The sequence below is a fragment of the Amycolatopsis suaedae genome, assembly GCF_004214935.1.
Taxonomy (GTDB): Bacteria; Actinomycetota; Actinomycetes; order Mycobacteriales; family Pseudonocardiaceae; genus Amycolatopsis; species Amycolatopsis suaedae.
In genome coordinates this window covers 127,325-151,985 of the sequence record NZ_SFCC01000018.1, presented here as the reverse complement: position 1 = coordinate 151,985, position 24,661 = coordinate 127,325, and the positions used below count along the sequence as shown (strand labels likewise).

The following is a 24,661-nucleotide window of genomic DNA, read 5'->3' as shown; positions in this document are numbered from 1 at the left end:
ACTTTGCCGGGCCCCTGGCACGAGACGCCGTGAGTGCGGCCTTCACGGCATCGTGCTCACCACATCAGCCCCACCAGTCACACCCGTAACGCAGCGAGGGAGCTTGCTACCCCTTCTTCGCCAGCAAGGCTCCCTCGCTCGCGCCTGACAAACGACTTTGCCGGGGCCAGGCCCGGGTCAGCTCGCGGTGGCCGTCGCCGTCGACGGGCGGCGGCGTTGCAGCGCCCTGGCCACCGGTTCCACCACCCGGGCGGTGACCGGGCCGAGGATCGCCATCAGCAGCACGTACGCGGTCGCCAGCGCGGCCAGGTCCGGGGTGACCTTGCCGGTGGCGACGGCCAGCCCGGCGATGACGATGGAGAACTCACCCCGCGCGACCAGCGCCGCACCGGCACGGGCCCGGCCGAGCTTCCCGATGCCCTGCCGCCGCGCGGCCCACCAGCCGGTGGCGACCTTCGTCAGCGTCGTGGCGACGGCCAGCAGGATCGCCCAGCCCAGCACCGGCGGGATCGACGCCGGGTTGGTGTTGAGCCCGAACACCACGAAGAACACCGCGGCGAACAGGTCCCGCAGCGGCTCCAGCAGCTTGGTGGCGTTCTCCGCGGTCGACCCGGAGATGGCGATGCCGAGCAGGAACGCGCCGACGGCGGCGGACACCTGCATGGCCGAGGCCACCCCGGCCACCAGCAGCGCCGCGCCGAGCACCTTGAGCAGGAAGACCTCACGGTCCTTGCTGTCGACCAGCGCGGAGACGTACCGGCCGAACCGCAGCGCCACCAGCAGGACGACGGTGATCACCAGCAGCGAGATGCCCACCGCCTGGGCGCCGCCGAGCAGGCTCACGCCGCCGACGACGGCGGTGAGGATCGGCAGGTAGACCGCCATCACCAGGTCCTCGAACACCAGGATCGACAGCACCACCGGCGTTTCCCGGTTACCGAGCCTGCCCAGGTCGCCGAGAACCTTGGCGATGATCCCGGACGACGAGATGTAGGTGACGCCGCCCAGCACCAGCGCGCCCACCGGGCCCCAGCCGAGCAGCAGCGCGACCGCGACGCCGGGCGCGGCGTTGAGCACGATGTCCAGCAGACCGGCCATCCACGATCGCTTCAGCCCGGTGACCAGTTCCGCCGCCGAGTACTCCAGCCCCAGCAGCAACAGCAGCAGCACCACACCGATCTCGCTGGCGAGGTGGGTGAAGTCGCCGATGTCGCCGAGCGGGATCAGCCCGCCCTGCCCGAAGGCGAGGCCGCCGACCAGGTAGAGCGGGATGGGCGACATGCCGATCTTGCCGGCCAGCCTGCCGAGGACGCCCAGGCCGAAGAAGACCGCCCCCAACTGGATCAGGGAGATCGCTGTGTGATCCACGGGCTCAGCCGGAGCTCAGGATCTTGCGGGCGTCGTCCAGCCCTTCGGACGTGCCGACCGCGACCAGCAGGTCGCCGGAGGTGAAGGTGAAGTCGGGCGTGGGGGAGGGGTGGACCTGACCCGCGCGCATCACCGCGACGATCGAGACGCCGGTGCGGGAGCGCATCGCCGTGTCGCCGAGCGTGCGGCCGTCGAACGGGGAGTTCGCCTTGATGCCCAGCTTGCTGGTGTTGATGCCGGGCAGGTCCTTCTGCTCCTCGGTCAGCTGCGCGACCAGCTGCGGGGCGCCGAGCAGGTTGGCCAGCGCGCCGGCCTCCTCGATCGTCAGCGGCAGCGCAGCGACGCAGGCGTCCGGGTCGTCGGTCTTGGACACGATCAGCTCGATCTGCCCGTCGCGGTGGTTGACGACGCCGACGCGGCGCCCGTTGCTCAGCGCGAAGTCCTTGCGTACGCCGATCCCGGGCAGCGGTGTTACTTCCACGTTCACACCGTCCACGCTAACCCACTGCGGGACGTGCTGTGCGGCCAGGCAGAATGATCCGGACCGACTTTCGTGCGAGGTAGCTAGGAGACACCGGTGAGCGAGGGCAACACGGCGACCGCGGCCCTGCGCGGCGTGATCGCGCTGGACGGCCCCTCGGGAACCGGCAAGACGACCGCCGCCCGCGGGCTGGCGAGCCGTCTGGGCGCCGGCTACCTCGACACCGGCGCGATGTACCGGGTGATCGCGCTGGCGGCGCTGCGGTCCGGTACCGACGTCGGCTCGCCGGACGCGGTGACCGAGCTGGCCCGCCGCGTGCAGCTGTCGATCGGGACCGACCCGGCCACGCCGCGGGTCCTGCTGGACGGCGCCGACGTCACCGCCGACATCCGCGCCCCCGAGGTCGACCGGGTGGTGTCGCCGGTCGCGGCCGTCGCCGCGGTGCGGGAGCTGCTCGTCGCCGGGCAGCGGCAGATCATCGCCGCCGTCCTGAACGGGGTCGGCGGGATCGTCGTCGACGGCAGGGACATCGGCACGGTCGTCGTGCCGGACGCGCCGCTGAAGGTCTTCCTGACCGCGTCGGCCGACACCAGGGCGGCACGGCGGGACGCGCAGAACACCGCGGCAGGCCTGGCGTCCGACCCGGCGGCGGCGCGGGAGTCGGTGGAGGGCCGCGACCGGATCGACACGACCCGCGCGGCGTCGCCGCTGAAGGCCGCCGACGACGCGGTGCTGCTGGACACCAGCGACCTCGACCGTGAGCAGGTGCTCACGGCGCTGGCCGAGATGGCCAGGGAGCGCGGTCTGCTCGACGAGCCCGCCGAGGCCACCCGGTGAGCGGAACCGGCCTGCCGCCCGGTGCGACGCCGTGGCTGCACGACGCCGGCCGTGTCTACGCGAGGTACTATTTGCGGCCCGCGTTCGCCATCCGCACCCACGGGGTCGAGCGGGTACCCCGCACCGGCCCGCTCGTGGTGATCGCCAACCACAGTTCGATGGTGGAGCCGCAGCTGCTGTTCGGAATGCTGCCGCGGCGGTCGGTGTTCCTGGTCAAGGAGGAGCTGTTCCGGGGAATGGCCGGCCGGTTCCTCCGCCGGATCGGCCAGGTGCCGGTACGGCGGGGCGAGCCGGACCGGGCGCCGCTGCTGACCGCGGTGTCGGTGCTGCGGGACGGCGGCGCCGTGGGGGTCTTTCCCGAGGGCACCCGCGGCGCGGGTGACGTCGCCAACGCCGAGCGGGGCGCAGCCTGGCTGGTGCGTGCTTCCGGCGCCACCGTCCTGCCGGTCGCGACCCGCGGCACCCGCAGGCCGGAGGGCCGCGGGCGGCGGTTCCGGCCGAGGGTGGACATCCTGGTCGGCGAGCCGTTCACCGTCGACGTCGGCAAGGGCCGCGCCGGGCTGGAAACGGCGACCGAACGACTGCGGGGTGAGCTGGCCGGCCTGGTCGGCGCCCTGGACGAGTGGCGTTCCCGCCACGGTGTTGAGAAAGAAGACTGATGACTGAAGTAGACGGCACCTGGTCCGACGAGTCGGAGTTCGCCGCTCTCGACGCGGCGATCGACGCGGCCGACCAGGACGAGCAAGCCCAGCTGGCGCAGCCGGTGCTGGCCGTGGTCGGCCGTCCCAACGTGGGCAAGTCGACGCTGGTCAACCGCATCCTCGGCCGGCGTGAGGCAGTGGTGCAGGACGTGCCGGGGGTGACCAGGGACCGGGTGGCCTACGACGCCCAGTGGGCCGGCCGCCGGTTCACCGTGGTCGACACCGGCGGCTGGGAACCCAGCGCGTCGGGCATGCAGGCCGCGGTGGCGGCGCAGGCCGAGATCGCGATGAACACCGCCGACGCCGTGCTGGTCGTCGTCGACGCCTCGGTCGGCGCGACCGCGACCGACGAGGCCGTCGCCAAGGTGCTGCGCCGGTCGAAGCGGCCGGTGCTGCTGGCCGCCAACAAGGTCGACGACGAGCGGCTGCTGGCCGAGACGGCGTCGCTGTGGTCGCTCGGGCTCGGCGAGCCGCACCCGGTCAGCGCCCTGCACGGGCGCAGCTCGGGTGACCTGCTCGACGCCGTGATCGCCGCGCTGCCGGAGGCACCGCGGGAGGGCGGCGTGCAGGGCGGGCCGCGCCGGGTCGCGCTGGTCGGCAAGCCCAACGTCGGCAAGTCCAGCCTGCTCAACAAGCTGACCGGCGAGGAACGCTCGGTCGTCGACTCGGTGGCGGGCACCACCGTCGACCCGGTGGACTCGCTGGTCGAGCTGGACGGCCAGACGTGGCGGTTCGTCGACACCGCGGGCCTGCGCAAGCGGGTGCAGACCGCCAGCGGTGCCGAGTACTACGCGTCGCTGCGCACCAAGACCGCGATCGACGCCGCCGAGGTCGTGATCGTCCTGCTGGACGCCAGCGAGCCGATCAGCGAGCAGGACCTGCGGGTGATCACGATGGTGGTCGAGGCGGGCCGGGCGCTGGTGCTGGCGATGAACAAGTGGGACCTGGTCGACGAGGAACGCCGCCACCAGCTGGAACGCGAACTCGACCGCGGAATGGTCCGGGTGCCGTGGGCGGAGCGGGTCAATATCTCCGCGCTGACCGGCCGTTCGGTGCGCAAGCTGGCCCCGCACCTGCGGGTCGCGCTGGAGTCGTGGGACCAGCGGGTGCCGACCGGGCAGCTCAACGGGTGGCTGTCGGACCTGATCGCGGCCACCCCGCCGCCGGTCCGTGGCGGTAAGCAGCCGAAGGTGCTGTTCGCGACGCAGGCCGGGATCCGGCCGCCGACACTGGTGCTGTTCACCACGGGCTTCCTGGAGGCGGGGTACCGGCGGTTCATCGAGCGCAAGTTCCGCGAGCGGTTCGGCTTCCACGGCAGCCCGGTCCGGGTGAACGTGCGGGTGCGGGAGAAGAAGCCCCGTCCCGGTGGCACCGGCAAGCCCGGCACCAAGGCGGGCCCGCGCAAGAAGCGCTGACCAGGCGTGACACCGGCCACTCGACGGTGGGTCGGTCGTTACCTGATGTTCACCTCTGGCGTAGTCTGGGCCGTCTGCACGGGCGCCTCGACCGGAGTGCCAGCCCGAAGTGACACCTCAGGAGTAGCGTGCACGCCCGTTCGAGACTGTCCATTGTAGACGGTGAGGTGCGATGACCCTCGCCCCGGAGAGCCCGGTCCGGCAGCTTGACCGGCCCGCCTGCGTCGCCGAGGTCACCGTCGCGCCCGCCGCGGCACCGGTGGTCGACCGCGCCCTGTACTGGTCCGGCCTGGCCGCGCCCGAGCGCACCCTGGTCGACGTCATCGCGGCGACCGCCGCCGCCCACCCCGCCGCTCCCGCGCTGGACGACGGCACCGCGGTGCTGGGCTACCGCAGGCTGCTGGAGGAGGTCGACCAGCTCGGCCGCAGGCTCGCCCAGGCCGGCATCGGCGTCGGTGACCGGGTGGGTGTCCGGATCTCGTCGGGCACCGCCGAGCTGTACGTCAGCATCCTGGCGATCCTCTCGGTCGGCGCCGCCTACGTGCCGGTCGACGCCGACGACCCCGACGAGCGGGCCGAGCTGGTGTTCGACGAGGCCTGCGTGTGCGCGGTGCTCACCGACGGCGGCACGCTGTCCGAGCGCGCCACCCCGGGCGGGCGGCCCGGCCGCCCCACGCCCGCCGACGACGCGTGGATCATCTTCACCTCCGGGTCCACCGGCAAGCCCAAGGGCGTCGCGGTCAGCCACGCCTCGGCGGCGGCGTTCGTCGACGCCGAGGCGGAGCTGTTCCTCACCGAGGAGCCGCTCGGTCCCGGTGACCGGGTGCTGGCCGGGCTGTCGGTGGCGTTCGACGCCTCCTGCGAGGAGATGTGGCTGGCCTGGCGGCACGGCGCGTGCCTGGTGCCGGCGCCGCGGTCGCTGGTGCGTACGGGCGTCGACCTGGGCCCGTGGCTGGTCGCGCAGCGCATCACCGTCGTGTCCACCGTGCCGACGCTGGCCGCGTTGTGGCCGGCCGAGGCGCTGGAGGACGTCCGGTTGCTCATCTTCGGCGGCGAGGCGTGCCCGCCCGAGCTGGCCGAGCGGGTCGCGGTCGAGGGCCGCGAGGTGTGGAACACCTACGGCCCCACCGAGGCCACCGTCGTCGCCTGCGCCGCGCCGCTGACCGGCACCGGCCCGGTGCGCATCGGCCTGCCGCTGACCGGCTGGCAGCTCGCCGTCGTCGATTCCGCGGGCGAACTGGTCGGCATGGGTGAGACCGGCGAGCTGGTGATCGGCGGCGCGGGCCTGGCCCGCTACCTCGACGAGGCCAAGGACGCCGAGAAGTTCGCCCCGCTGGAGACACTGGGCTGGCGCCGCGCCTATCGCAGCGGCGACCTGGTGCGGGCCGAACCGGAGGGGCTGGTCTTCCTGGGCCGCGCCGACGAGCAGGTCAAGCTCGGCGGGCGGCGGATCGAGCTGGGCGAGGTCGACGCCGCGCTGCAGGCCCTGCCCGGCGTCGCCGGCGCGGCCGCCGCCGTGCGCCGCACGAGCGCGGGCAACCAGGTGCTGGTCGGCTACCTCGTGCCCAGCGGCGAGTTCGACACCGACGCGGCCTCGGCACTGCTGCGGGAACGGCTCCCGGCGGCGCTGGTGCCGCTGCTCGCCGTCGTCGGCGACCTGCCCACCCGCACCTCCGGCAAGGTCGACCGGGCCGCGCTGCCCTGGCCGCTGCCCGGCGTGAACGTCGGCGACAGCGGCCTGTCCGAGACCGAGCAGTGGCTGGCCGAGGGCTGGGCCGAGATCCTCGGCGTCACCGTCAGCACGCCCAAAGCCGACTTCTTCAGCCACGGCGGCGGCAGCCTGACCGCCGCGCAGCTGGTGGCCCGCATCCGCACCCGGCACCCCTCGGTGTCGGTCGCCGACATCTACCAGCATCCGCGCCTGGGCACGCTCGCCGCGATGCTGGACGAGCTGGGCGGCACGCAGGCCCGGCGCCGCGACGTCACCCCGACGCCCCGGCGGGCCGGACTGGTGCAGGCCGCGGCACTCGTGCCGCTGTTCGGCCTGGTCGGGCTGCGCTGGACGACCGTGCTGGCCGCCGTGTCCACCGCGCTGGCGAGCCTCGGTGTCGCCTGGGCGCCTGCCGCGCCGTGGTGGGTGATCGTCCTCGCCGCACTGGTGCTGTTCACTCCGGCCGGCCGTATCGCCATCGCCGCGGGCGGCGCGCGGCTGCTGCTGCGTGGTGTCCGCCCCGGCAGCTACCCTCGCGGCGGCAGTGTCCACTTGCGACTGTGGGCGGCGGAGAAGCTGGCCGACCTGTCCGGTGCCAGCAGCGTCGCCGGGGCGTCCTGGATGACGACCTACGCCAGGGCACTCGGCGCGAAGGTCGGCGCGGACGTCGACCTGCACTCACCGCCGCCGGTGACCGGCCTGCTCAAGCTCGGCCGCGGCGCCGCCGTGGAACCGGAGGTCGACCTGTCCGGGCACTGGGTGGACGGTGACCTCGTGCACGTCGGCAAGCTGCGGATCGGCGCCGACGCCCGGATCGGCGCCCGCAGCACGCTGCTGCCCGGTGCCAGGGTCGGCAAGGGCGCGGAGGTCGCCGCCGGTTCGACCGTGGCGGGGGCGATCCCGGCCGGTCAGCGCTGGGCGGGTTCGCCCGCCGTGCGAGCCGCCGGGAAGGACGCGCTGCGCTGGCCGTCCAGCCGCCCGCCGCGGTCCCGTGCCTGGGCGGGCATCTACGGTGTCACGTCGCTGCTGCTGGGCGCGTTGCCGGCGCTGGCGGCCGTGCCCGCGGTGCTGATCGCGGCGTGGGCCATCCAGGGCACCGCGACGCTCGGCGCCGCGCTGGGGGCGGCGCTCGCCGTCGTCCCTGCCGCCACCGTGGCCTACTTCCTCACCTACGCGCTGCTGGTCCTGATCGGCGTGCGGGCACTGGGCGTCGGCATGGCCGAGGGCTACCACCCGGTCCACGGCAGGCACGCCTGGCAGGTGTGGGCGACCGAGCGGCTGATGGGCCTGGCCAGGGAGGGCCTGTTCCCGCTGTACGCCAGCCTGTTCACGCCGGTCTGGCTGCGGCTGCTCGGCGCTCGGGTCGGCAGGGGAGCCGAGGTGTCCACCGTGCTCGCGCTGCCGAAGATGACCAAGGTCGACGACGGCGCGTTCCTCGCCGACGACACCATGGTCGCCACCTACGAGCTGGGCCGTGGCTGGCTGCACGTCGCGCCCGCGCGCATCGGCAAGCAGGCGTTCCTCGGCAACTCCGGGATCACCGCGCCCGGCCACTCGGTGCCCAAGCGCGGTCTGGTCGGCGTGCTGTCGTCGACGCCGCGCAAGGCGAAGAAGGGGTCGTCCTACCTGGGCATGCCGCCGATGCCGCTGCGGCGCGCGGTGGAGACCGGTGACCAGCGCCGTACCTACGCCCCGCCGCTGCGGCTGAAGGTGGCGCGGGCGCTGGTCGAGCTGTGCCGGATCGTGCCGGTGATGTGCGGGGTGGCGCTGACCGTGCTGGTCGCCGCCGCGCTGGTGGCACTGCACGGCGCGGTCGGGCTGGGCTGGACGGCTGTGCTGGCCGGTCCGGTGCTGCTGGCCGCCGGTGTCGTCGCCGCCGCGGTCACGACGGCCGTGAAGTGGTTGCTGGTCGGCAGGTTCCGCCGGGTCGAGCACCCGCTGTGGAGTTCGTTCGTGTGGCGGGCCGAGCTGGCCGACACGTTCGTCGAGGTGCTGGCCGTGCCGTGGCTGGTCGGTGCCGTCGACGGGACCCCGCTGCTGCCGCTGTGGCTGCGCACCATGGGGGCGCGGATCGGCAGGGGAGTGTGGCTGGAGACGTACTGGCTGCCCGAGTCCGACCTGGTCTCGCTCGGCGACGGCGCGACGGTCAACCGGGGCTGCGTCGTGCAGACCCACCTGTTCCACGACCGGATCATGAGCCTGGACGGGGTGAGCCTCGACGAGGGCGCGACCCTGGGGCCGCACGGCATCGTGCTGCCCGGCGCTAGTATCGGCGCGCGGACGACGGTGGGCCCCGGCTCGCTGGTCACGCGGGGCGACGCCGTGCCGGCGGACTCCCGCTGGCTGGGCAACCCCATCGCGGTGTGGTCGAGGACTGGAGGACGTCGGGGGTGACACCGAAGGCGGCGCCGCCCGCTCCCGGGGCGGAGACGTCGGGCGACAGCTATCTTCCCGAGCACGGCAACGGTGGTTACCGGATCACCCGGTACACGCTGGATCTCGACTACCGCGTCGGCCCGAATCGCCTGTCTGGGCACGCCGTGCTGGAGGGCGTCGCCACCCAGCAGCTGTCGCGGTTCAGCCTCGACCTGGCCGGGTTCCGGGTCGGCAGGGTGCAGGTCAACGGCGGCGCGGCGAAGTTCAGCCGCCGCGGCCACAAGCTGCAGCTGCGTCCCGCGAAGGCCATTCCGGCGGGGTCGGCGTTCCTGGTGGAGATCCGCTACGTCGGCAACCCGCGACCGGTCGGCGGCCGGTGGGGTGACATCGGCTGGGACGAGCTGACCGACGGCGCGCTGGTGGCCAGCCAGCCGGTCGGCGCGCCGTCCTGGTTCCCGTGCAACGACCATCCCGCCGACAAGGCGGCCTACCGGGTCTCGGTGACCACGGCGTCGCCGTACACCGTGCTGGTGACCGGGAACCTGGTGTCGCGCAGGCAGGGCGCCAGCACCACGACCTGGGTCTACGAGCGGCCGGAGCCGACGCCGACGTACCTGATGGGTGTCCAGATTGGACGTTACGAGCAGGTGCCGCTGGCGGCCGAGCCGGTGCCGCAGGCGGTGGCCGTACCCGCGCGGCTGCGCGCGGCCGCACTGCACGACCTGGGCCGTCAGGGCGACATGATGGACATGCTGGAGGGTTTCTTCGGGCCGTACCCGTTCGGCGAGTACGTGGTCGTGGTGACCGACGACGACCTGGACGACCCGATCGAGGCGCAGGGCATGTCGGTGTTCGGCGGCAACTTCGTCGACGGCCGCCGCACCCACGAGCGGCTGCTCGTGCACGAGCTGGCCCACCAGTGGTTCGGCAACAGCGTGACGGTCGCCGACTGGCGGCACATCTGGCTCAACGAGGGGTTCGCCACCTACGCCGAGTGGCTGTGGTCGGCCGAGACCGGCGGGCCGTCGGCGGACGAGCTGGCCCGGCAGTGGTACGCCACGATCGCGGGCAAGGGCACGGACCTGGTCGTCGCCGATCCCGGTGTGGCGCGGATGTTCGACGAGCAGGTGTACAAGCGTGGCGCGCTGACCCTGCACGCGCTGCGGCACGAGCTGGGCGACACGGTGTTCTTCGCGCTGGTGCGGGACTGGGCGGAGGCCAACCGGCACGCCACCGTGACCACGGAGGCGTTCGTGGCCACGGCGGAACGCCACGCGGGCCGGGCGCTGGGCGCGTTCTTCCACCCGTGGCTGTACCAGCCCGCCCTCCCGGCCCTGCCCTAGCTGTGCCGCGCGTTAGGAGTTCTTGCCGCCCAGGCCGTTGAGGATGGTGTCGAGGGCCAGCCGGGGGGCGTCCAGCGGCGCCAGCCTGCCCATCGCGACGCCTTCCCAGGTGGTGTAGAGGATCGAGTACAGCGTGGAGATCACCCACCACGCCGGCACGTCGGGCCGCAGCACGCCGGCGTCCTGCGCGCGGCGCACGAACGCCTCCACGGGGCGGTCCATCTCCTGCAGCGTGAGCATCAGCTCCTCCTCCGAGTCCAGCGACGGCTGGCGCAGCAGGAACGACACCCGGGAGCCGAGCGGAACGGACAGTTCGACCATGCGGCGCAACGCATCGGGGATCGGGACGTCCGGATCGGAGATGCCCGACTGCTCGGTGGCGGCGGACAGCTGCTCCAGGGAGTCCTTCGCCACGGCGAACAGGAGATCGTGCCGGGTCGGATACCGTTTGTGCAGCGTGGTGCGGCCGATACCGGCGGCCTCGGCGATGGTGGACAGGGACGCTGTGGGGTCCATCGCCAGTACATCGGCCGCCACCGACAAGGTGGAGGGCTGTTCACGAGCGAACGTTGGCCTTCTGATATGCACAGCCATGTTCGTCAGTGTACACCTACCGGGCGAACGCTTCGTGGCGTTCGCAGCCGCGTAAGCTGCGGGTTCACCGGGTCCACAGAGAGGTAGCAGTGCGCAAGACCGTTCTCGCGTCGGCGGTGGCAGTGCTGGTTTCGGCGACGACCGTGGCGTGCGGCTCGGGTGAGTCGATGAAGCCCCTTCCCGGACGTTCGAAAGGGCCGATCGCCGTCACCGTGGTGTCCGGGAGTGCCACCGGCGCGCTGCTCGGCCTCATGGAACAGGGCGCGCGGTGTGCCGTGCAACGCGATCCCGAGGTGAGCCTGCGCTGGGTGCCGCTGCCTCCGCCGGCCGACGTGCCCCACCAGGCCGCGGTCGTCCGCGACGAGCTCGCGCGGGGGACCGACGCGCTGGTGTACGCGCCGCTCGATCCGGACGGCATGGCACGCACCAGCGTCGAGATCACCAAGGCGGGTGTCGCGCTGGCGAACTTCGAGGCGGGCACCGAGCCGAGGCCGTCGGACGTGCCGGTGTTCGGCACCGACGACTTCGTGGCCGCGCGCAGGGCGGGGGAGTTCATCACCGGCAGGCTGCTCGGGACCGGCCAGGTGGCCGTGCTGCAGGCCGACCCGGTACGGCCGGTGACGGCCCAGCGGATGGCCGGGTTCACCGCCGAGATGCTGCGCAATCCCGGCATCCGCCTGGTCGGCGACCGCGGCGGGCTGCCCGATCACGCCGCCGCCGTCGCCGCGGCCGAGCGAGTGCTGGCCGACAATCCCGGGCTCAACGCGTTGTTCGCCGTCGACGAGGTCGGCACCGCGGGCGCGGCCGAGGCGATCCGCCGCACCGGCCGCGGTGGCGCGGTGACGGTGGTCGGCTGGGACGACACCGGCAGGCAGGCCGCGGAGGTCCGCACCGGGGTACTCGACGGGGTGGTGGTGGCCAACCCGTTCCGGATGACGTTCGAGGCCGTGTCCGCCGTGATCGCCCGGCTGCGCCGGGGAGACCAGCGGCCCAGCGTGGACACCGGGACCATCCTGGTCACCGACCAGAACCTGCGCAGGCCCGAGGTCGCGACGCTGCTCGCGCCGTCCTGCTCGACTCCGCCACCCGGCGTCCCCAGTGTCCCGTGATCCTGGCCTCCTCACGCCCGCTGGGGCCCACGCGGCCGCTGGCGGCGTTGGCGGAAAGCCCGAGTACGACCCGGTACGAGGGCTTTCCGCCGCCTTGCCAGCGACCACGTGGATCCACAGCGGACGCGAGGAACCAGGATCACGGAACACTGGCTGAGCCGGAAATCACGTTCCGTCACGATCACCGGTCCGCTATCGTGGTCGGCGTGCAACAGCTGTTCTTTCTCTGAGAGGTCGACGCCCCTTCGGGTCCGTCGTCCACTCAATCGCGAGAAAGAACTGGAGCTTCACCGTGTCCCGCATTCGGCACGAATCGCACATTTCCGCTGACCAGCTGGTCAAAACCTACGACGGCCGTCCCGTTCTGGACGGCGTGACGCTCACCGTCAGCGCCGGCCAGTGCCTCGGCGTCGTCGGCGAGAACGGCAGTGGCAAGACCACGCTGCTGCACCTGCTCGCCGGAACCACCGTTCCCGACGCCGGCACGGTCACCCGGCACGGCACCGTCGCGCTGGCGGCGCAGGAACTGCCGTTCGGCGACGACGACACCGTCGGCTCGCTGCTGGACGTCTCGCTGGCGCCCGCCCGTGCCGCACTGTCCGAACTGGACGCCGCGGCGGAGGCACTCGCCGAGGGCGATCCCGGCTCGGACGACCGCTACGCCGCGGCCCTGGCCCGGGTGGAGGAGCTGGACGCCTGGGACGCCGAGCGGCGGGCCGACCTCGCACTGCAGGGACTCGGCGCGCCGACCGACCGGCAGCGCAGGCTCGCCGAGCTGTCGGTGGGCCAGCGCTACCGCGTCCGGCTGGCGTGCCTGCTCGCCGAGGGTGTCGGCATCCTGCTGCTCGACGAGCCGACCAACCACCTCGACGCCGGGGCGCTCGGGTACCTGACCGAGCGGCTGAGGAGCCACCCCGGTGCCGTGGTGCTGGTCAGCCACGACCGCATGCTGCTCGACGACGTGTGCTTCGCCCTGCTCGACCTGGACCCCACCGCGGAGTCCGGGCCGAAGGTCTACGGCGGCGGGTACACCGAGTACAAGCGGGCCAAGGCCGCCGAGCGTGCCCGCTGGGAGCAGCGGTACGCGGCCGAGGCGGCCGAGGAGACCCAGCTCAAGCAGGACGCCAGCGCGGCCCGCAACCGGCTGATCAGCTCGTGGCGCCCGGAGAAGGGCACCAACAAGCACGGCAGGGCGACCAGGGCGCCGGGGCAGCTGCACAACGTGCAGCGCAGGCTCGACGACCTGGTCGCCCGCCGGGTGAGCCGCCCGCCGGAGCCACTGCGGTTCTCCTGCCCGGACCTCGACGGTGCCGGGTCGGGTGCGGTGCTCACCGCGTCCGGCATCGCCGTGCCGGGCAGGCTGACGCTGGACGCCGGTGCCGCGATCGCGTTGTCGGCGGGGGACCGGCTGGTGGTCGCCGGTGCCAACGGCGCGGGCAAGTCCACGCTGCTCGGTGTCCTGGCCGGCCGGGTCGAGCCCGCGGCCGGCTCGGTGTGGCGGGCGCGGTCGGCCCGCGTCGGGTTGCTGGCGCAGGAGTCCGACTTCCCGGACACCGACCTCGGCGCCGCACGGCTCTACGAACGGCAGGCCGCGCGGCTGGTGGCCCGGGGCGAGCTGGCGTCCGGCGACGTCGTGCCGCTGAAGTCGCTGGGCCTGTTCACCGGCCCGGACGCGGCCAGGCCGGTCAACCGGCTGTCCACCGGCCAGCGGCGGCGGCTCGCGCTGGCGTTGCTGCTGTTGCGTGCTCCGCACGTGCTGCTGCTGGACGAGCCGACCAACCACCTGTCGGTGACGCTGGTCGACGAGCTGACCGAGGCGATCCTGCGCACCACGGTCGCCGTCGTGGTGGCCACGCACGACCGCAGGCTGCGTGCCGACCTCGCCGGCTGGCCGTCGCTGGAGCTGGCGGCCTGACCCGGCTCGTGAAGGCCACCTTCATTACGTGAGACGTGCTGAAGGTGGCCTTCACGTGCTTCGCGCCGGACGTGAGAGATCGGATGTCTGGGTGACTGGGGATGGTCAGGAGACCGGATTGTCTGCGAGTATGCCTGTCGCCAGTTCAGAAACGTAGTATGAATCCGGAGGCGCGCATGGCTGAGGTGTCCCGGCGGACGGTGCTGTACGGCGCGTCCGCCCTGGCTGGAACCGCGGCGCTGGGCGGCCTGTGGGCCGCGCCCCCGGCACGCGCGGCGGCGCGAGCGGAGGACACCCACCGGCGCATCGCCGACGACGCGGCACTGGTCTGGAAGCGCTTCCCCGACTCGTGGCGCACCGGCCCGTTCCTCGCCAACGGCCGCCTCGGCGTGCTGGTCTACCGCGGCGCCGACGCCAGGACCGTGAAGTTCATGCTGAGCCACTCCCAGGTGCAGGACCAGCGGGACCACTGGGAGGCCGCCATCGGCCTGTCCCGCCTGCCGATCGGCTACCTGACGCTCACGCTCGCCGGGGAGGTCACCGCCGTCGACTGGCGGCTGGACCTGTGGAACGCCGAGCTGTCCGGCACGATCACCACCACCCGCGGCGCGCTCGCGTTCTCCGCGCTGGTGCACAACGACACCGGCGTCCTGCTGGTGTCGCTGCGTCCCGGCGCTGGCGAGGACGGGGCCGCCTGGGGCTTCACGCCACTGCCGTCGGCCACCACCCGCACCATCCGCAAGCCGCCGGACTACGTCGGCAACCCGGCGCCGACCCTGGGCAGCGCGGGGGAGGTCCGCTACGCCGAGCAGCCGCTGCTGGCGGGCGGCGGCTACACCACCGCCTGGCAGGAACGCCGCATCGGCAGCCGCAGGCTGCTGGCCGCGACGGTGTCCTACAGCCACCCCGGCGCCACCTCCACCCGCGACGCCGTCCGCGCCGTACGGCACGCCCAGGCGGCACCGCTGGACCGCCTGCTCGCCACCCACCGAGAATGGTGGAACACCTTCTACACGCGCAGCCTGGTGTCCGTACCCGACAAGTGGGTGCAGCGCTTCTACTGGATCCAGCTGTACAAGCTCGCCGCCTCCACCCGCGCCGACGGGCCGGTGCTGGCCGAGTGGGGGCCGTGGTTCCCGGAGATCGGCAACAGCTGGACCGCGGTGTGGTGGAACCTCAACGTGCAGGTCGCCTACCCGCTGGGCAACGGGTCCAACCACCCGGAACTGGACGCCGTCACCGCCACGTTCCGCCGCGACCACCGCGCGCTGGAGCTGTCGGTCCCGCCCGCCTACCGCGACGGGCAGACCTACGCCCTTTCCCATCCCGGCGACTGGACGCTGCGCCCCGGCGGCACCCGCTCGGTCGGCATCCCCGGAACCGGGTCGAAGACCGACCAGACCGGCAACCTGATCTGGGGACTGCACAACGTCTGGCTGGCCTACCGGCACAGCATGGACATCCGGATCCTGCGCGACGTGCTGTACCCGATCCTGACCAAGGCGGTGAACTTCTACCGCCACTTCCTCACCCAGGGTGCCGACGGCAGGCTGCACCTGCCGCTGACCCGCTCGCCCGAGTACGCCGACGCCGCCGACTGCACCTACGACCTGTCCCTGCTGCGCTGGGGCTGCACCACCCTGCTCGAGACGAGCAGGCAGCTCGGCGTCGACGACCCGCTGCGTCCGGTGTGGACGGACATCCTGAACCGGCTGGTGCCCTACCACACCGACGCCACCGGCGTGATCATCGGCGACGGCGTCCCGCTGGCGGACTCGCACCGGCACTTCTCGCACCTGCTGTGGCTGTACCCGTTGCGGGAGAAGCACTGGGACAACCCGGCCGACCGGGACATCATGCGCCGCAGCTACGACCACTGGGCGAGCAACCGCGAGCGGTGGCACGGCTACAGCTTCGCCGCCGCCTCGTCGATGCTGTCGCTGATGGGCTCGCCCGACGAGTCGCTGGCGCAGCTGCGGGTGTTCCTCGACGGCACCGTCGTCGACAACTGCCAGCTCACCCCGAACACGATGTACCGCGAGGGCAACAACTTTGCCATCGAGAGCCCGCTGGCCGCGGCCCAGTCGCTGCTGGACATGGTCACCCAGTCGCACGCCGGGGTGGTCAGCGTGTTCCCCGCCGTGCCGTCGGCGTGGCGGGAGGCCAGCATCGCGGGGCTGCGTACCGAGGGCGCGTTCCTCGTCGACGCCTCCCGCCGCGGCGGCGCGACCGAATGGGTCCGCGTGCACAGCGAAGCCGGTGAACCGCTGGTCCTGCGCAGCGGCATCGCCGACCCGGAGGTGCGTGACGACCGTGGCCGGGAGCTGCCCTGGCGGCCGGCCCGTGGCGGTATCGAGATCGACCTGCCCAGGGGCCGCACGGCGGTGGTCACCCGCCGCGGTGCCCGGCCCGGCTTCGAACCCCGTGACGTACCCGCGAACGGCTCGGCGCCGTCGTGGGGACTGCCCGCCTGACCCCGGAGGTGCCGCGACATCATGGCCGAACTCAACCGCAGAACCGTCCTCGGGACCGCACTGGCGGGTGCCGCCGGTGCGGCACTGGCCCCCGGGCTGCCCGCGCTGGCCGAACCCGCGGCAGACGCCGTGCGTGGCGGCGTGGACTGGCCGGGTTTCCTCGGGCTGGCCGACCTGGTCTGGCAGCGCATGCCGAAGACCTGGTACGAGGGACCGTTCCTGGGCAACGGTTTCCTCGGCTCCGGGATCTACGCCGAGCCGGGCGCCAACGCCGTCCGGTTCAACGTGCAGCACAGTGAGGTCCAGGACCACCGGCCCGAGTTCGGTTCGCTGTTCGGGCTGGCCAGGCTGCCGATCGGGTACTTCACCCTGGAACCGGTCGGCGCGATCACCGGCGTGGACTGGCGGATGGACCTGTGGAACGCCGAACTGCGCGGCACGATCACCACCAGCGCGGGCAGCCTGGAGCTGCGCGCGCTGATCCACAGTGGACGGTCGGTGCTGGCCGTGGAGGTGCGGCCCACCGACGGGGAACGGGACTTCCGGTGGGTGTTCCACCCGGCCGAGGCCGTCAGCCCGCGAACGAACCCGAAGTTCAACAAGCAGCCACCGCCCGGGTACACCGCCAACCCGCCTGCCACCGTCGAGCGTGCCGGTGACGCACACGTCGCGGTGCAGCCGCTGCACGCGGGCGGCGAGCACGTCACGGCGTGGCGGGAGTCCCGCTGGGGCCGGGCGCGGACGCTCTACGCCGCGGTCGCCTGGTCGCACCCGGACCGGACCTCGGTGCGCACCGCGCTGTGGATGATCCGCACGGCCAGCCTGCCGCTGCCGGCGCTGGCCCTGGACCACCGGCGGTGGTGGCAGGACTTCTACCGCAAGAGCTTCCTGTCCGTCCCGGACCAGCGGCTGCAGAGCTTCTACTGGATCCAGCTCTACAAGTTCGCCTCGGCCGCCCGTAAGGAGGCGCCGGTGATGGCGACCTGCGGGCCCTGGCTGGAGTCGACGCCGTGGCCAGCCACCTGGTGGAACCTCAACGTGCAGCTGGAGTACTGGCTCATCCACGGGTCCAACCACCTGGAACTGGACGCCGTCACGCACGCACTGGACCGGCACCGGAACAACCTGCGCGACCAGATCGCGCAGCCGTACCGGGCCGACTCCTACGGCATCCCGCGCACCACCGACATGACCCTGCGGAACGGACCGATCGCGGGCAACGCGGGCTACCCGGTCGGTATCCCCGGCAAGGAGTCGCCGACGCCGGAGGTCGGCAACCTCACCTGGGCACTGCACAACGTGTGGCTGTCCTACCGGCACAGCATGGACCGCGCGCTGCTGCGCGACGTGCTGTTCCCGCTGCTGCGCGGGGCGGTCAACTACTACCTGCACTTCCTCATCCCGGGTGCCGACGGCAGGCTGCACCTGCCGTTCACGTTCTCCCCGGAGTACGGCGTCAACGCGCCGGACTGCACCTACGACCTCGCGCTGCTGCGCTGGGGCTGCCGCACGCTGGTCGACGCCGCCCGCGAGCTGCGCGTGGACGACCCGCTGCTGCCGCGCTGGCGTGAGGTGCTGGCCAAGCTGGTGGACTACCCGGTCGACGCCAACGGGTACATGATCGGCGCGGGTGTCCCGTTCGCCAAGTCGCACCGGCACTACTCGCACCTGCTGCAGATCTACCCGCTCTACGAGGTCACCTGGGAGGACCCGGCAAAGCGCTCGCTGATCGAGACCTCGCTCAACCACTGGGTCAGCTTCGAGGGCGCGCTGCAGGGCTACACGTTCACCGGCGCGGCGTCGATGTCGGCGCAGATGCTGCGCGGCGACAAGGCCGAGTTCTACCTCGGCGAGCTGCAACGGCGGTTCATCAAGCCCAACACCATGTACCAGGAGTCCGGGCCGGTGATCGAGACGCCGCTGTCGGCGGCGCAGTCGTTGCACGACATGCTGGTGCAGAGCTGGGGCGGCGTGATCCGGGTGTTCCCGGCCGTGCCGTCGGCCTGGCGCGACGCCGTCGTGCACGACTTCCGCACCGAGGGCGCGTTCCTGCTCAGCGCCTCCCGGCAGGGCGGGACGACCCGCTGGGTGCGGATCCGCAGCGAGGCCGGTGCGCCGTGCGTGCTGCGACCGGGACTGGGCGGCGAACCCGTGGTGCGCGGCCGCGGCGGCAGGCCGTTGCGGTGGCGCGACCTCGGCGGCGGCACGCTGGAGATCGAGCTGCGCCGCGGTGAGGAAGCCGTCGTGTACCGCAGGGGCGACCGGCCCGACTTCGACGTCGCCCCGGTCGCCCCGAACGGTCCGGCGGCGCGCTGGGGGCTACCCGGCTGAGCCGGTGGCGCGGTCGTAGCGCCGGGACAGGGTGGCCAGCAGGTCCACCAGCTCGGGCGGGCCGTCGGCGGTGAAGTCCAGGTCGAGCATGCCGAGGTGGACGGCGAGCGTGTGCACGCTGTCCGCCCCGGTGTGCAGCAGGCAGCTGTGCTCGTCGATCGCCTCCACAGTGCCGACGGCGGGATTGATGCGTTGCGCGACCTCGGTCGCCGGGGCGTGCACGGTGACCGTCGCATGGTGGCGCCAGGCCGCCGACGACACCCCGCGGCGCACCCGGTCGGTCACGTCACCGGGCAGCTCGCGCGGGGTGAAGCGGGGTCCGGACGGAAGCTTCGGCGTGATCCGGTCGACGCGGAAGGTGCGCCAGTCGGCGCGGTCGACGTCCCAGGCCACCAGGTACCAGCGGCGGCCCCAGGTGACCAGCCGGTACGGCTCGGTGACGCGGCGGGTGGCGTTGCCGGAGTGGTCGGCGTAGTCGAACCGCAGCCGCTCGCTGTCGCGGCAGGCGGCGGCGAGCGCGGTCAGCGTGTCGGCGTCGACCCTGGGGCCGGGCTCGTCGCGGGGGACCGGCACGGTGACCGACTGCAGGGCCTGCACCCGGCGGCGCAGCCGGGACGGCAGGACCTGTTCCAGCTTGGCCAGGGCCCGCAGCGACGTCTCCTCGACGCCGGTGATGGTGCCGCCCGCCGCCGTACGCAGGCCGACGGCGACGGCGACCGCCTCGTCGTCGTCGAGCAGCAGCGGTGGCAGCTGCGCGCCGGCGCCGAGCCGGTAGCCGCCGACCGAGCCGCGGGTGCCGTGCACCGGGTAACCCAGCGCCCGCAGCCGTTCGACGTCGTTGCGCACCGTGCGGCCGCTGACCTCCAGTCGTGCGGCCAGTTCGGTGCCGGTCCATTCCCTGCGCATCTGCAGGAGTGCGAGCAGTCGCAGCAGTCGTGCCGAGGTGTCAGCCATGCCTGAAATATTGTCCTGCCATTAGGAACGAAACATGCCTAATACCGCCGTAGTGTATTGCTCATGGGAAACAACACCGAGATCAAGCCCTTCCGAGTCGACGTGCCGCAGGCCGAGCTGGACGAGCTCGCCGGCAGGCTGGCCAGGGTCCGCTGGGCCAACGAGCTTCCGGAGTCCGAGGTCACCGACGGCATCCAGAAGGGCCCGGTCCAGCCGGGCTGGGAGTACGGCGTTCCGCTGGAGTACGTGCGGCGGCTGGTGGCCCGCTGGCGCGACGGCTACGACTGGCGGGCCTGGGAGGCCAAGCTCAACGCCTACCCGCAGTTCACCACCGAGATCGACGGCCAGAACATCCACTTCCTGCACGTCCGCTCGGCCGAGCCGGACGCCACGCCGCTGATCCTTACCCACGGCTGGCCCAACTCGGTCTTCGAGTACCTCGACCTGATCGGCCCGCTCACCGATCCGGTCGCACACGGCGGCGACGCGGCCGACGCCTTCCACGTCGTCATCCCGTCGCTGCCCGGGTTCGGTTTCTCCGGCCCGACCCGGCAGAAGGGCTGGAACCGGCACCGCACGGCCAGGGCGTGGGCCGAGCTGATGCGCAGACTCGGTTACGAGCGCTACGGCACCCACGGCAACGACGCGGGTTCCCTGGTCGCGCCCGAGGTCGGGCGGAACGACCCGGACCACGTCATCGGCGTGCACGTCACGCAGCTGTTCTCGTTCCCCAGCGGGGACCCGGCCGAGCTGGTCGACCTCACCGAGGAGGAGCAGGCGTACCTGGACTTCCTCGGCTCGTTCAACGACGACATGTCGGGCTACGCCAAGCTGCAGGAGACCGCGCCGCAGAACCTGGCGCACGCGCTGGCCGACTCGCCCGCCGGTCAGCTCGCGTGGACCGCGCAGCTGCTCGCCACCACCGACGACGACCACGTGCTCACCAACGCGACCCTGTACTGGCTGACCAACACCGCGGCGTCGGCCGCCCGGTTCTACTACGAGGACCACCACACCGACCACCCGGCCGAGCCGACGACCGCGCCGACCGGGCTGGCCAGCTTCGCCTTCGACTTCCGGCCGCTGCGCCGGTTCGCCGACCGCGACCACACGAACATCGTGTCGTGGAGCGAGTTCGACCGCGGCAGCCACTGGGCGACCCAGGACGCGCCGGACCTGCTTATCGGCGACCTGCGGGCGTTCTTCCGCAAGCTGCGAGGCGTATAACGCCCTATACGGCGGCGCTCTCAGTGCTCTCGGTGCTTTCGCGGACCCGGCCGGTCAGCTCGAAGTCGGCCGGGTCCGCCTTGCGGGTCTTCTGCCAGTACCGCCAGGTGAAGCCGGGCCAGATGGTGCGGTTGACGCCCTGCGAGTCGAGGTACCAGCTCTTGCAGCCGCCCTGGGTCCACACGCCCTTGACGAGCTTGTCCTGGATCTCGCGCTGGAACTCCTCCTGCACCGACGGGCGGACCCGCAGCCCGGCCGCGCCGGCGGAGTCGGCGAGCCGGATGGCGTCGACGACGTAGCGGGACTGGGACTCGATCATGAACACCACGGAGTTGTGGCCGAGCGCGGTGTTGGGGCCCAGCAGGAAGAACAGGTTCGGGAAGCCGGCGGCGGTGATGCCGAGGTGGGTGTTGATGCCGTTCTCGGCCCATTCCTTGGCCAGGCCGCGGCCGCCCTCGCCGGTGATGTCGAGGAACTCCATCGCGTCGGTGACGTGGAAGCCGGTGCCGTAGATGATGGCGTCGACCTCGTGCTCGACACCCGCGGTGTCCACAATGGAGTTCTCGCGGACCTCGGCGATGCCGTCGGTGACCACGTCGACGTTGTCCCGGTTCAGCGTGGGGTAGTAGTCGTTGGAGATCAGCACCCGCTTGCAGCCCATGGTGTAGTCCGGGGTGACCTTGCGCCGCAGCTCGCGGTCCTTGATGTGCTTTCCGATGTGCCGCTTGGCGATCTGCTCGGCGGCCCGCATGATCGCCGGGTGGCCGTTGAAGCCGACGGCGCGGACCTCGAGCAGCCAGTAGAGGGCGTTGCGGTACAGGCGTTGCGCGCCGGGCAGGCGGGCGAACAGCCGCTTGGCCCAGTCCGGCATCGGGTGGTCGGGCTTGGGCATGATCCACGGCGGGGTGCGCTGGAACAGGTGCAGGCTCGCCACGTCCGGCGCGATCTGCGGCACGAACTGGATCGCGCTGGCCCCGGTGCCGACGACGGCCACCCGCTTGCCGCGCAGGTCGTAGTCGTGGTTCCACCGGGCGGAGTGCCAGGTCTCGCCGGTGAACCGCTCGATGCCGGGCAGGGCGGGGATCTGCGGGATGTGCAGGCCGCCGATGCCGGACACGACGTACTGCCCGACGAACTCGGAGCCGTCGCGTGCGGTCACCGTCCACTGGTGCCGGTCCTCGTCCCAGTGCGCTCCGGTGACCTCGACGCCGAACCGGATCCGCTCCCGCAGGCCGTACTTGTCGGCGACACCCTTGAGGTACTCCAGGATCTCCGGCTGCTCGGAGAAGGAGCGGGACCAGTTGGGGTTCTGCTCGTAGGAGAAGGAGTACATGTGCGACTGGATGTCGCAGGCGCAGCCGGGATAGGTGTTGTCCCGCCAGGTGCCGCCGACCTCGTCGGCCTTCTCCAGGATCACGTAGTCGCGGATGCCGGCGCGTTCGAGCTGGATGGCCTGGCCGAGGCCGCCGAAGCCGGTGCCGATGATGACCACCTTGAACCGTGCGCCCATGAGCCCTCCACGCCACTGTGTCCGGGTAGCTGTAACCACAGGTAACACCTACTCCCCAGTAGGATGCGACAGTCGCCGGGCCCTGTCAAGCCGCCGCCCGGGCCCCGGATGCCGTGAGGGCCCCGGCAAGGTCGGGAGTCGTGGTGGTGCGGGAGTGTGGAGTTCGCGTGCTGGAACGTAGGACTCGCGTGCACGACGGTGGGACTCGCGGGTCGGCACCGGGATGGGGTATTCACTTGGTCCGGAGCGCGTCATTCGCGTTCCGGAAGGCGAGACTCGCGTTCCTGAGCGCGTGACTCGCGTTCCGGCCCGGCAGGGCTGCGCGAGCGGCCCGTTCGGCCAGGCGATGACGGGCTGGTCTCGCTATCTGGAACTGGCGTGCCGGGCAGTGGGACTGGGTGGGTGGGAACGTGCAACTCGCGGGTCCGCAACGGTCGACTCGCGGGTCGGGAACGGAGGACTCGCGCGAACGGGCCGTTCACGCGGGTGACCGGCGCGAGGTGAGAACCGGCGTCCACATGGTGAGTTCTGCGCTCACGCACGCGAGTTCTGCGTTCCGGTACGCGAATTCCACGCTCGAGACCAGCCACATCACCTGCCGCGACCGGACTTCGCCCCTTCACGGCACAGCGTGGGGGCGTCAGAGGGGGTTGGGCTCGCCGAGGGGGGCGGTGACGAACGGGCCGCCGAGGTACTCGGCCGCCGGGCCGGTGGGCGCGGGCTGGCCGGCCAGCTGGTCGGCGTACGTCTCGGCGTTGTCCAGCGACTTGTAGCCCAGCGCCTCCGCCTCGGCCAGCGAGTACACCCGGCGCGTGTTGTCCGACACGCCCCAGATGAGCCGGTAGCCGGGCGACGGCGCGGCCAGGCAGGCCTCGAACAGCCGGGCGCCGTCGTCGGGCGAGAGCCAGGTGCTCAGGCCACGTGGGCCCAGCTTCAGCGGCGACTCGAAGCAGGAGCCGATGCGGATGGCGATCACGTCCATGCCGAACCGCGAGTGGTACAGGCTGCCCAGCGCCTCGATGGCCGCCTTGCTGACGCCGTAGTAGGTGTCCGGCCGCGGGCTGGAGTCGGCCGGGACGCCGCCCTCGCCACCCTCGTCGTTGCGGCGGAAGCCGACGGAGTGGTTGCTGGAGGCCAGGATCGCCCTCGGCACACCGGCCTCCTGGGCGGCGTTCAGCACGACCTGGGTGCCGTGGATGTTGACCCGCAGCGTCTCGTCCCAGGTGTTCTCCCTGCTGTGCCCGCCGAGGTGGATGACGGCGTCGACGCCTTCGCAGGCCGCGGCCATGGCGTCCGGATCGGTCACCGACGCGGTGATCGTCTCGACCGCCTCGCCGTCGGCGGCGGGCTCCGGCTCACGGACGTCGAGCAGGCGCAGGACCCGCCCCGGCTTGGCCAGCCGGGGCCGCATCAGGGTGCCGACGACCCCGCAGGCTCCGGTGATGAGGACGCGCTGAACTGACATGGAAGCTCGCTTTCGGGTGTGAAGGGGGAGAGGTGTCAGCGGATGCCGGCGCGGCGCAGGGTCTGGCCCAGCTCCGCCGCCGTCTCGGCGAGCAACTCGCCCGCCCGCTGCGCGTCCGCGTCGGTGACCTGGTCGATGGGCATCGAGCAGCTCATCGCGTCGGTCGCGGGGATGCGGTAGGGCACCACGGCCGCTACGCAGCGGATGCCGGGGGAGCCCTCCTCGTACTCGGCGGCGTAGCCGCGCTCGCGGGTGACCGCGAACTCGGCGTTGAGCGCGTCGAGGGTGGTGATCGTGTTCGGGGTGAGCGGCTCCAGCGGAGCGGGCAGCAGCGCCGCGATCTCGTCGTGGGTCAACTCGGCCAGCAGCACCTTGCCCAGCGCGGTCGCGTGCGCGGGCAGCGTGCGGCCCACCCTGGACACCAGGTGGGTGGACTTGCCGGACTCCCGGGTCTCCAGGTAGACGACCTCGGTGCCGTTGCGGCGGGCGTAGTGCGCGGTGAAGCCGGTTTTCTCCCGGACGCGCTCCAGCGCCTCGGTGGCGAACGGCACGACCGGGTCACGGTCGAGGTAGGCCGTTCCGCAGATCAGCGCGCGGACGCCGAGGCGGTAGCGGGTGCCACTGCTGTCGGACTCCAGCCAGCCCGCCTCGTGCAGCGTGCGCAGCAGACCGTGCAGGCTGGACCGCGGAAAGCCGGTCCTGGCATGCAGATCGGACAGCGACAGCCAGACGTCGTTGGCCGCGAACGTCTCGATCAGGTCGATGGCTCGGCGTGCCGACTTCACCCCGGCCGGTTCCGTGGTGTTGTCGAGCGCTGGAAGCCCGGGCTGCTGCGGCATGCCACCTCCCG

The 24,661-nt window shown here is 72.3% G+C and carries 17 protein-coding genes; 10 read left to right on the top strand and 7 right to left on the bottom strand.

The genetic code is table 11. From position 1 onward, the window contains the following. Window positions 1–177: 177 nt before the first annotated feature. Together EWH70_RS30395 and EWH70_RS30390 are read right to left on the bottom strand one after the other, a co-directional pair. Complete coding sequence (locus tag EWH70_RS30395) at window positions 178–1,368, bottom strand: cation:proton antiporter (protein WP_130478995.1); 1,191 nt, start codon at window positions 1,366–1,368, stop codon at window positions 178–180. 4 nt (window positions 1,369–1,372) lie between these two features. Continuing rightward, a complete protein-coding gene (locus EWH70_RS30390) occupies window positions 1,373–1,855 on the bottom strand; it encodes a cation:proton antiporter regulatory subunit (RefSeq protein WP_130478994.1) in 483 nt (160 codons plus the stop codon). A gap of 129 nt (window positions 1,856–1,984) precedes the next feature. Here EWH70_RS30390 and cmk point away from each other — a divergent pair, with 129 nt between their 5' ends. The 5 genes from cmk to EWH70_RS30365 all read left to right on the top strand — a co-directional run bounded on the left by cmk (window position 1,985) and on the right by EWH70_RS30365 (window position 10,232). Further along, the gene (gene cmk / locus EWH70_RS30385; RefSeq protein ID WP_130479023.1) at window positions 1,985–2,686 is read left to right on the top strand and encodes a (d)CMP kinase; all 702 of its coding nucleotides are present in this window, start codon (window positions 1,985–1,987) and stop codon (window positions 2,684–2,686) included. Further along, window positions 2,683–3,345 carry a lysophospholipid acyltransferase family protein gene (locus tag EWH70_RS30380; RefSeq protein WP_130478993.1) on the top strand — a complete coding sequence of 221 codons (663 nt, stop codon included), beginning with the start codon at window positions 2,683–2,685 and terminating at the stop codon, window positions 3,343–3,345. The genes cmk and EWH70_RS30380 overlap by 4 nt, the downstream gene beginning before the upstream one ends. Further along, window positions 3,345–4,802 carry a ribosome biogenesis GTPase Der gene (der, locus tag EWH70_RS30375; RefSeq protein WP_130478992.1) on the top strand — a complete coding sequence of 486 codons (1,458 nt, stop codon included), beginning with the start codon at window positions 3,345–3,347 and terminating at the stop codon, window positions 4,800–4,802. Before EWH70_RS30380 ends, der begins: the two co-directional genes overlap by 1 nt. A gap of 172 nt (window positions 4,803–4,974) precedes the next feature. Beyond that, entirely contained in the window at window positions 4,975–8,907 is a 3,933-nt protein-coding gene (locus EWH70_RS30370) for a Pls/PosA family non-ribosomal peptide synthetase (RefSeq protein ID WP_130478991.1), read from the top strand. Continuing rightward, entirely contained in the window at window positions 8,904–10,232 is a 1,329-nt protein-coding gene (locus EWH70_RS30365) for a M1 family metallopeptidase (protein WP_130478990.1), read from the top strand. The genes EWH70_RS30370 and EWH70_RS30365 overlap by 4 nt, the downstream gene beginning before the upstream one ends. 12 nt (window positions 10,233–10,244) lie before the next feature. Here the strand turns inward: EWH70_RS30365 and EWH70_RS30360 are convergent, their stop codons facing one another. Continuing rightward, on the bottom strand, window positions 10,245–10,748 hold the full coding sequence (locus tag EWH70_RS30360) for a TetR/AcrR family transcriptional regulator (RefSeq protein ID WP_240687312.1): 504 nt from the start codon (window positions 10,746–10,748) through the stop codon (window positions 10,245–10,247). Window positions 10,749–10,915: 167 nt separating this feature from the next. On the opposite strand from EWH70_RS30360, the gene EWH70_RS30355 reads away from it, so the two are divergent. The 4 genes from EWH70_RS30355 (at window position 10,916) to EWH70_RS30340 (ending at window position 18,655) form a co-directional block, all read left to right on the top strand. Continuing rightward, the gene (locus EWH70_RS30355) at window positions 10,916–11,935 is read left to right on the top strand and encodes a sugar ABC transporter substrate-binding protein (protein ID WP_130478988.1); all 1,020 of its coding nucleotides are present in this window, start codon (window positions 10,916–10,918) and stop codon (window positions 11,933–11,935) included. Between the two features lie 292 nt (window positions 11,936–12,227). Then, window positions 12,228–13,850, top strand: coding sequence for an ABC-F family ATP-binding cassette domain-containing protein (locus EWH70_RS30350; protein ID WP_130478987.1), 1,623 nt, complete (start codon window positions 12,228–12,230; stop codon window positions 13,848–13,850). A gap of 176 nt (window positions 13,851–14,026) precedes the next feature. Continuing rightward, window positions 14,027–16,324: a glycosyl hydrolase family 95 catalytic domain-containing protein gene (locus EWH70_RS30345; RefSeq protein WP_130478986.1), complete on the top strand. Its 2,298-nt coding sequence runs from the start codon at window positions 14,027–14,029 to the stop codon at window positions 16,322–16,324. 21 nt (window positions 16,325–16,345) lie between these two features. Beyond that, a complete protein-coding gene (locus tag EWH70_RS30340; RefSeq protein ID WP_130478985.1) occupies window positions 16,346–18,655 on the top strand; it encodes a glycosyl hydrolase family 95 catalytic domain-containing protein in 2,310 nt (769 codons plus the stop codon). Here the strand turns inward: EWH70_RS30340 and EWH70_RS30335 are convergent. After that, complete coding sequence (locus tag EWH70_RS30335) at window positions 18,644–19,609, bottom strand: helix-turn-helix transcriptional regulator (protein WP_130478984.1); 966 nt, start codon at window positions 19,607–19,609, stop codon at window positions 18,644–18,646. The two genes, EWH70_RS30340 and EWH70_RS30335, sit on opposite strands and share 12 nt — an antisense overlap. Window positions 19,610–19,672: 63 nt before the next feature. Between EWH70_RS30335 and EWH70_RS30330 the strand changes: the two genes are divergently transcribed. After that, window positions 19,673–20,836: an epoxide hydrolase family protein gene (locus EWH70_RS30330; protein WP_130478983.1), complete on the top strand. Its 1,164-nt coding sequence runs from the start codon at window positions 19,673–19,675 to the stop codon at window positions 20,834–20,836. Between the two features lie 4 nt (window positions 20,837–20,840). Here the strand turns inward: EWH70_RS30330 and EWH70_RS30325 are convergent, their stop codons facing one another. The 3 genes from EWH70_RS30325 to EWH70_RS30315 all read right to left on the bottom strand — a co-directional run bounded on the left by EWH70_RS30325 (window position 20,841) and on the right by EWH70_RS30315 (window position 24,650). Beyond that, the gene (locus EWH70_RS30325) at window positions 20,841–22,346 is read right to left on the bottom strand and encodes a flavin-containing monooxygenase (protein WP_130478982.1); all 1,506 of its coding nucleotides are present in this window, start codon (window positions 22,344–22,346) and stop codon (window positions 20,841–20,843) included. A 640-nt stretch (window positions 22,347–22,986) separates the two neighbouring features. Continuing rightward, window positions 22,987–23,811: an NAD-dependent epimerase/dehydratase family protein gene (locus EWH70_RS30320; RefSeq protein ID WP_130478981.1), complete on the bottom strand. Its 825-nt coding sequence runs from the start codon at window positions 23,809–23,811 to the stop codon at window positions 22,987–22,989. A gap of 35 nt (window positions 23,812–23,846) precedes the next feature. Further along, window positions 23,847–24,650: an IclR family transcriptional regulator gene (locus tag EWH70_RS30315; protein WP_130478980.1), complete on the bottom strand. Its 804-nt coding sequence runs from the start codon at window positions 24,648–24,650 to the stop codon at window positions 23,847–23,849. Between the last annotated feature and the right edge of the window lie 11 nt (window positions 24,651–24,661).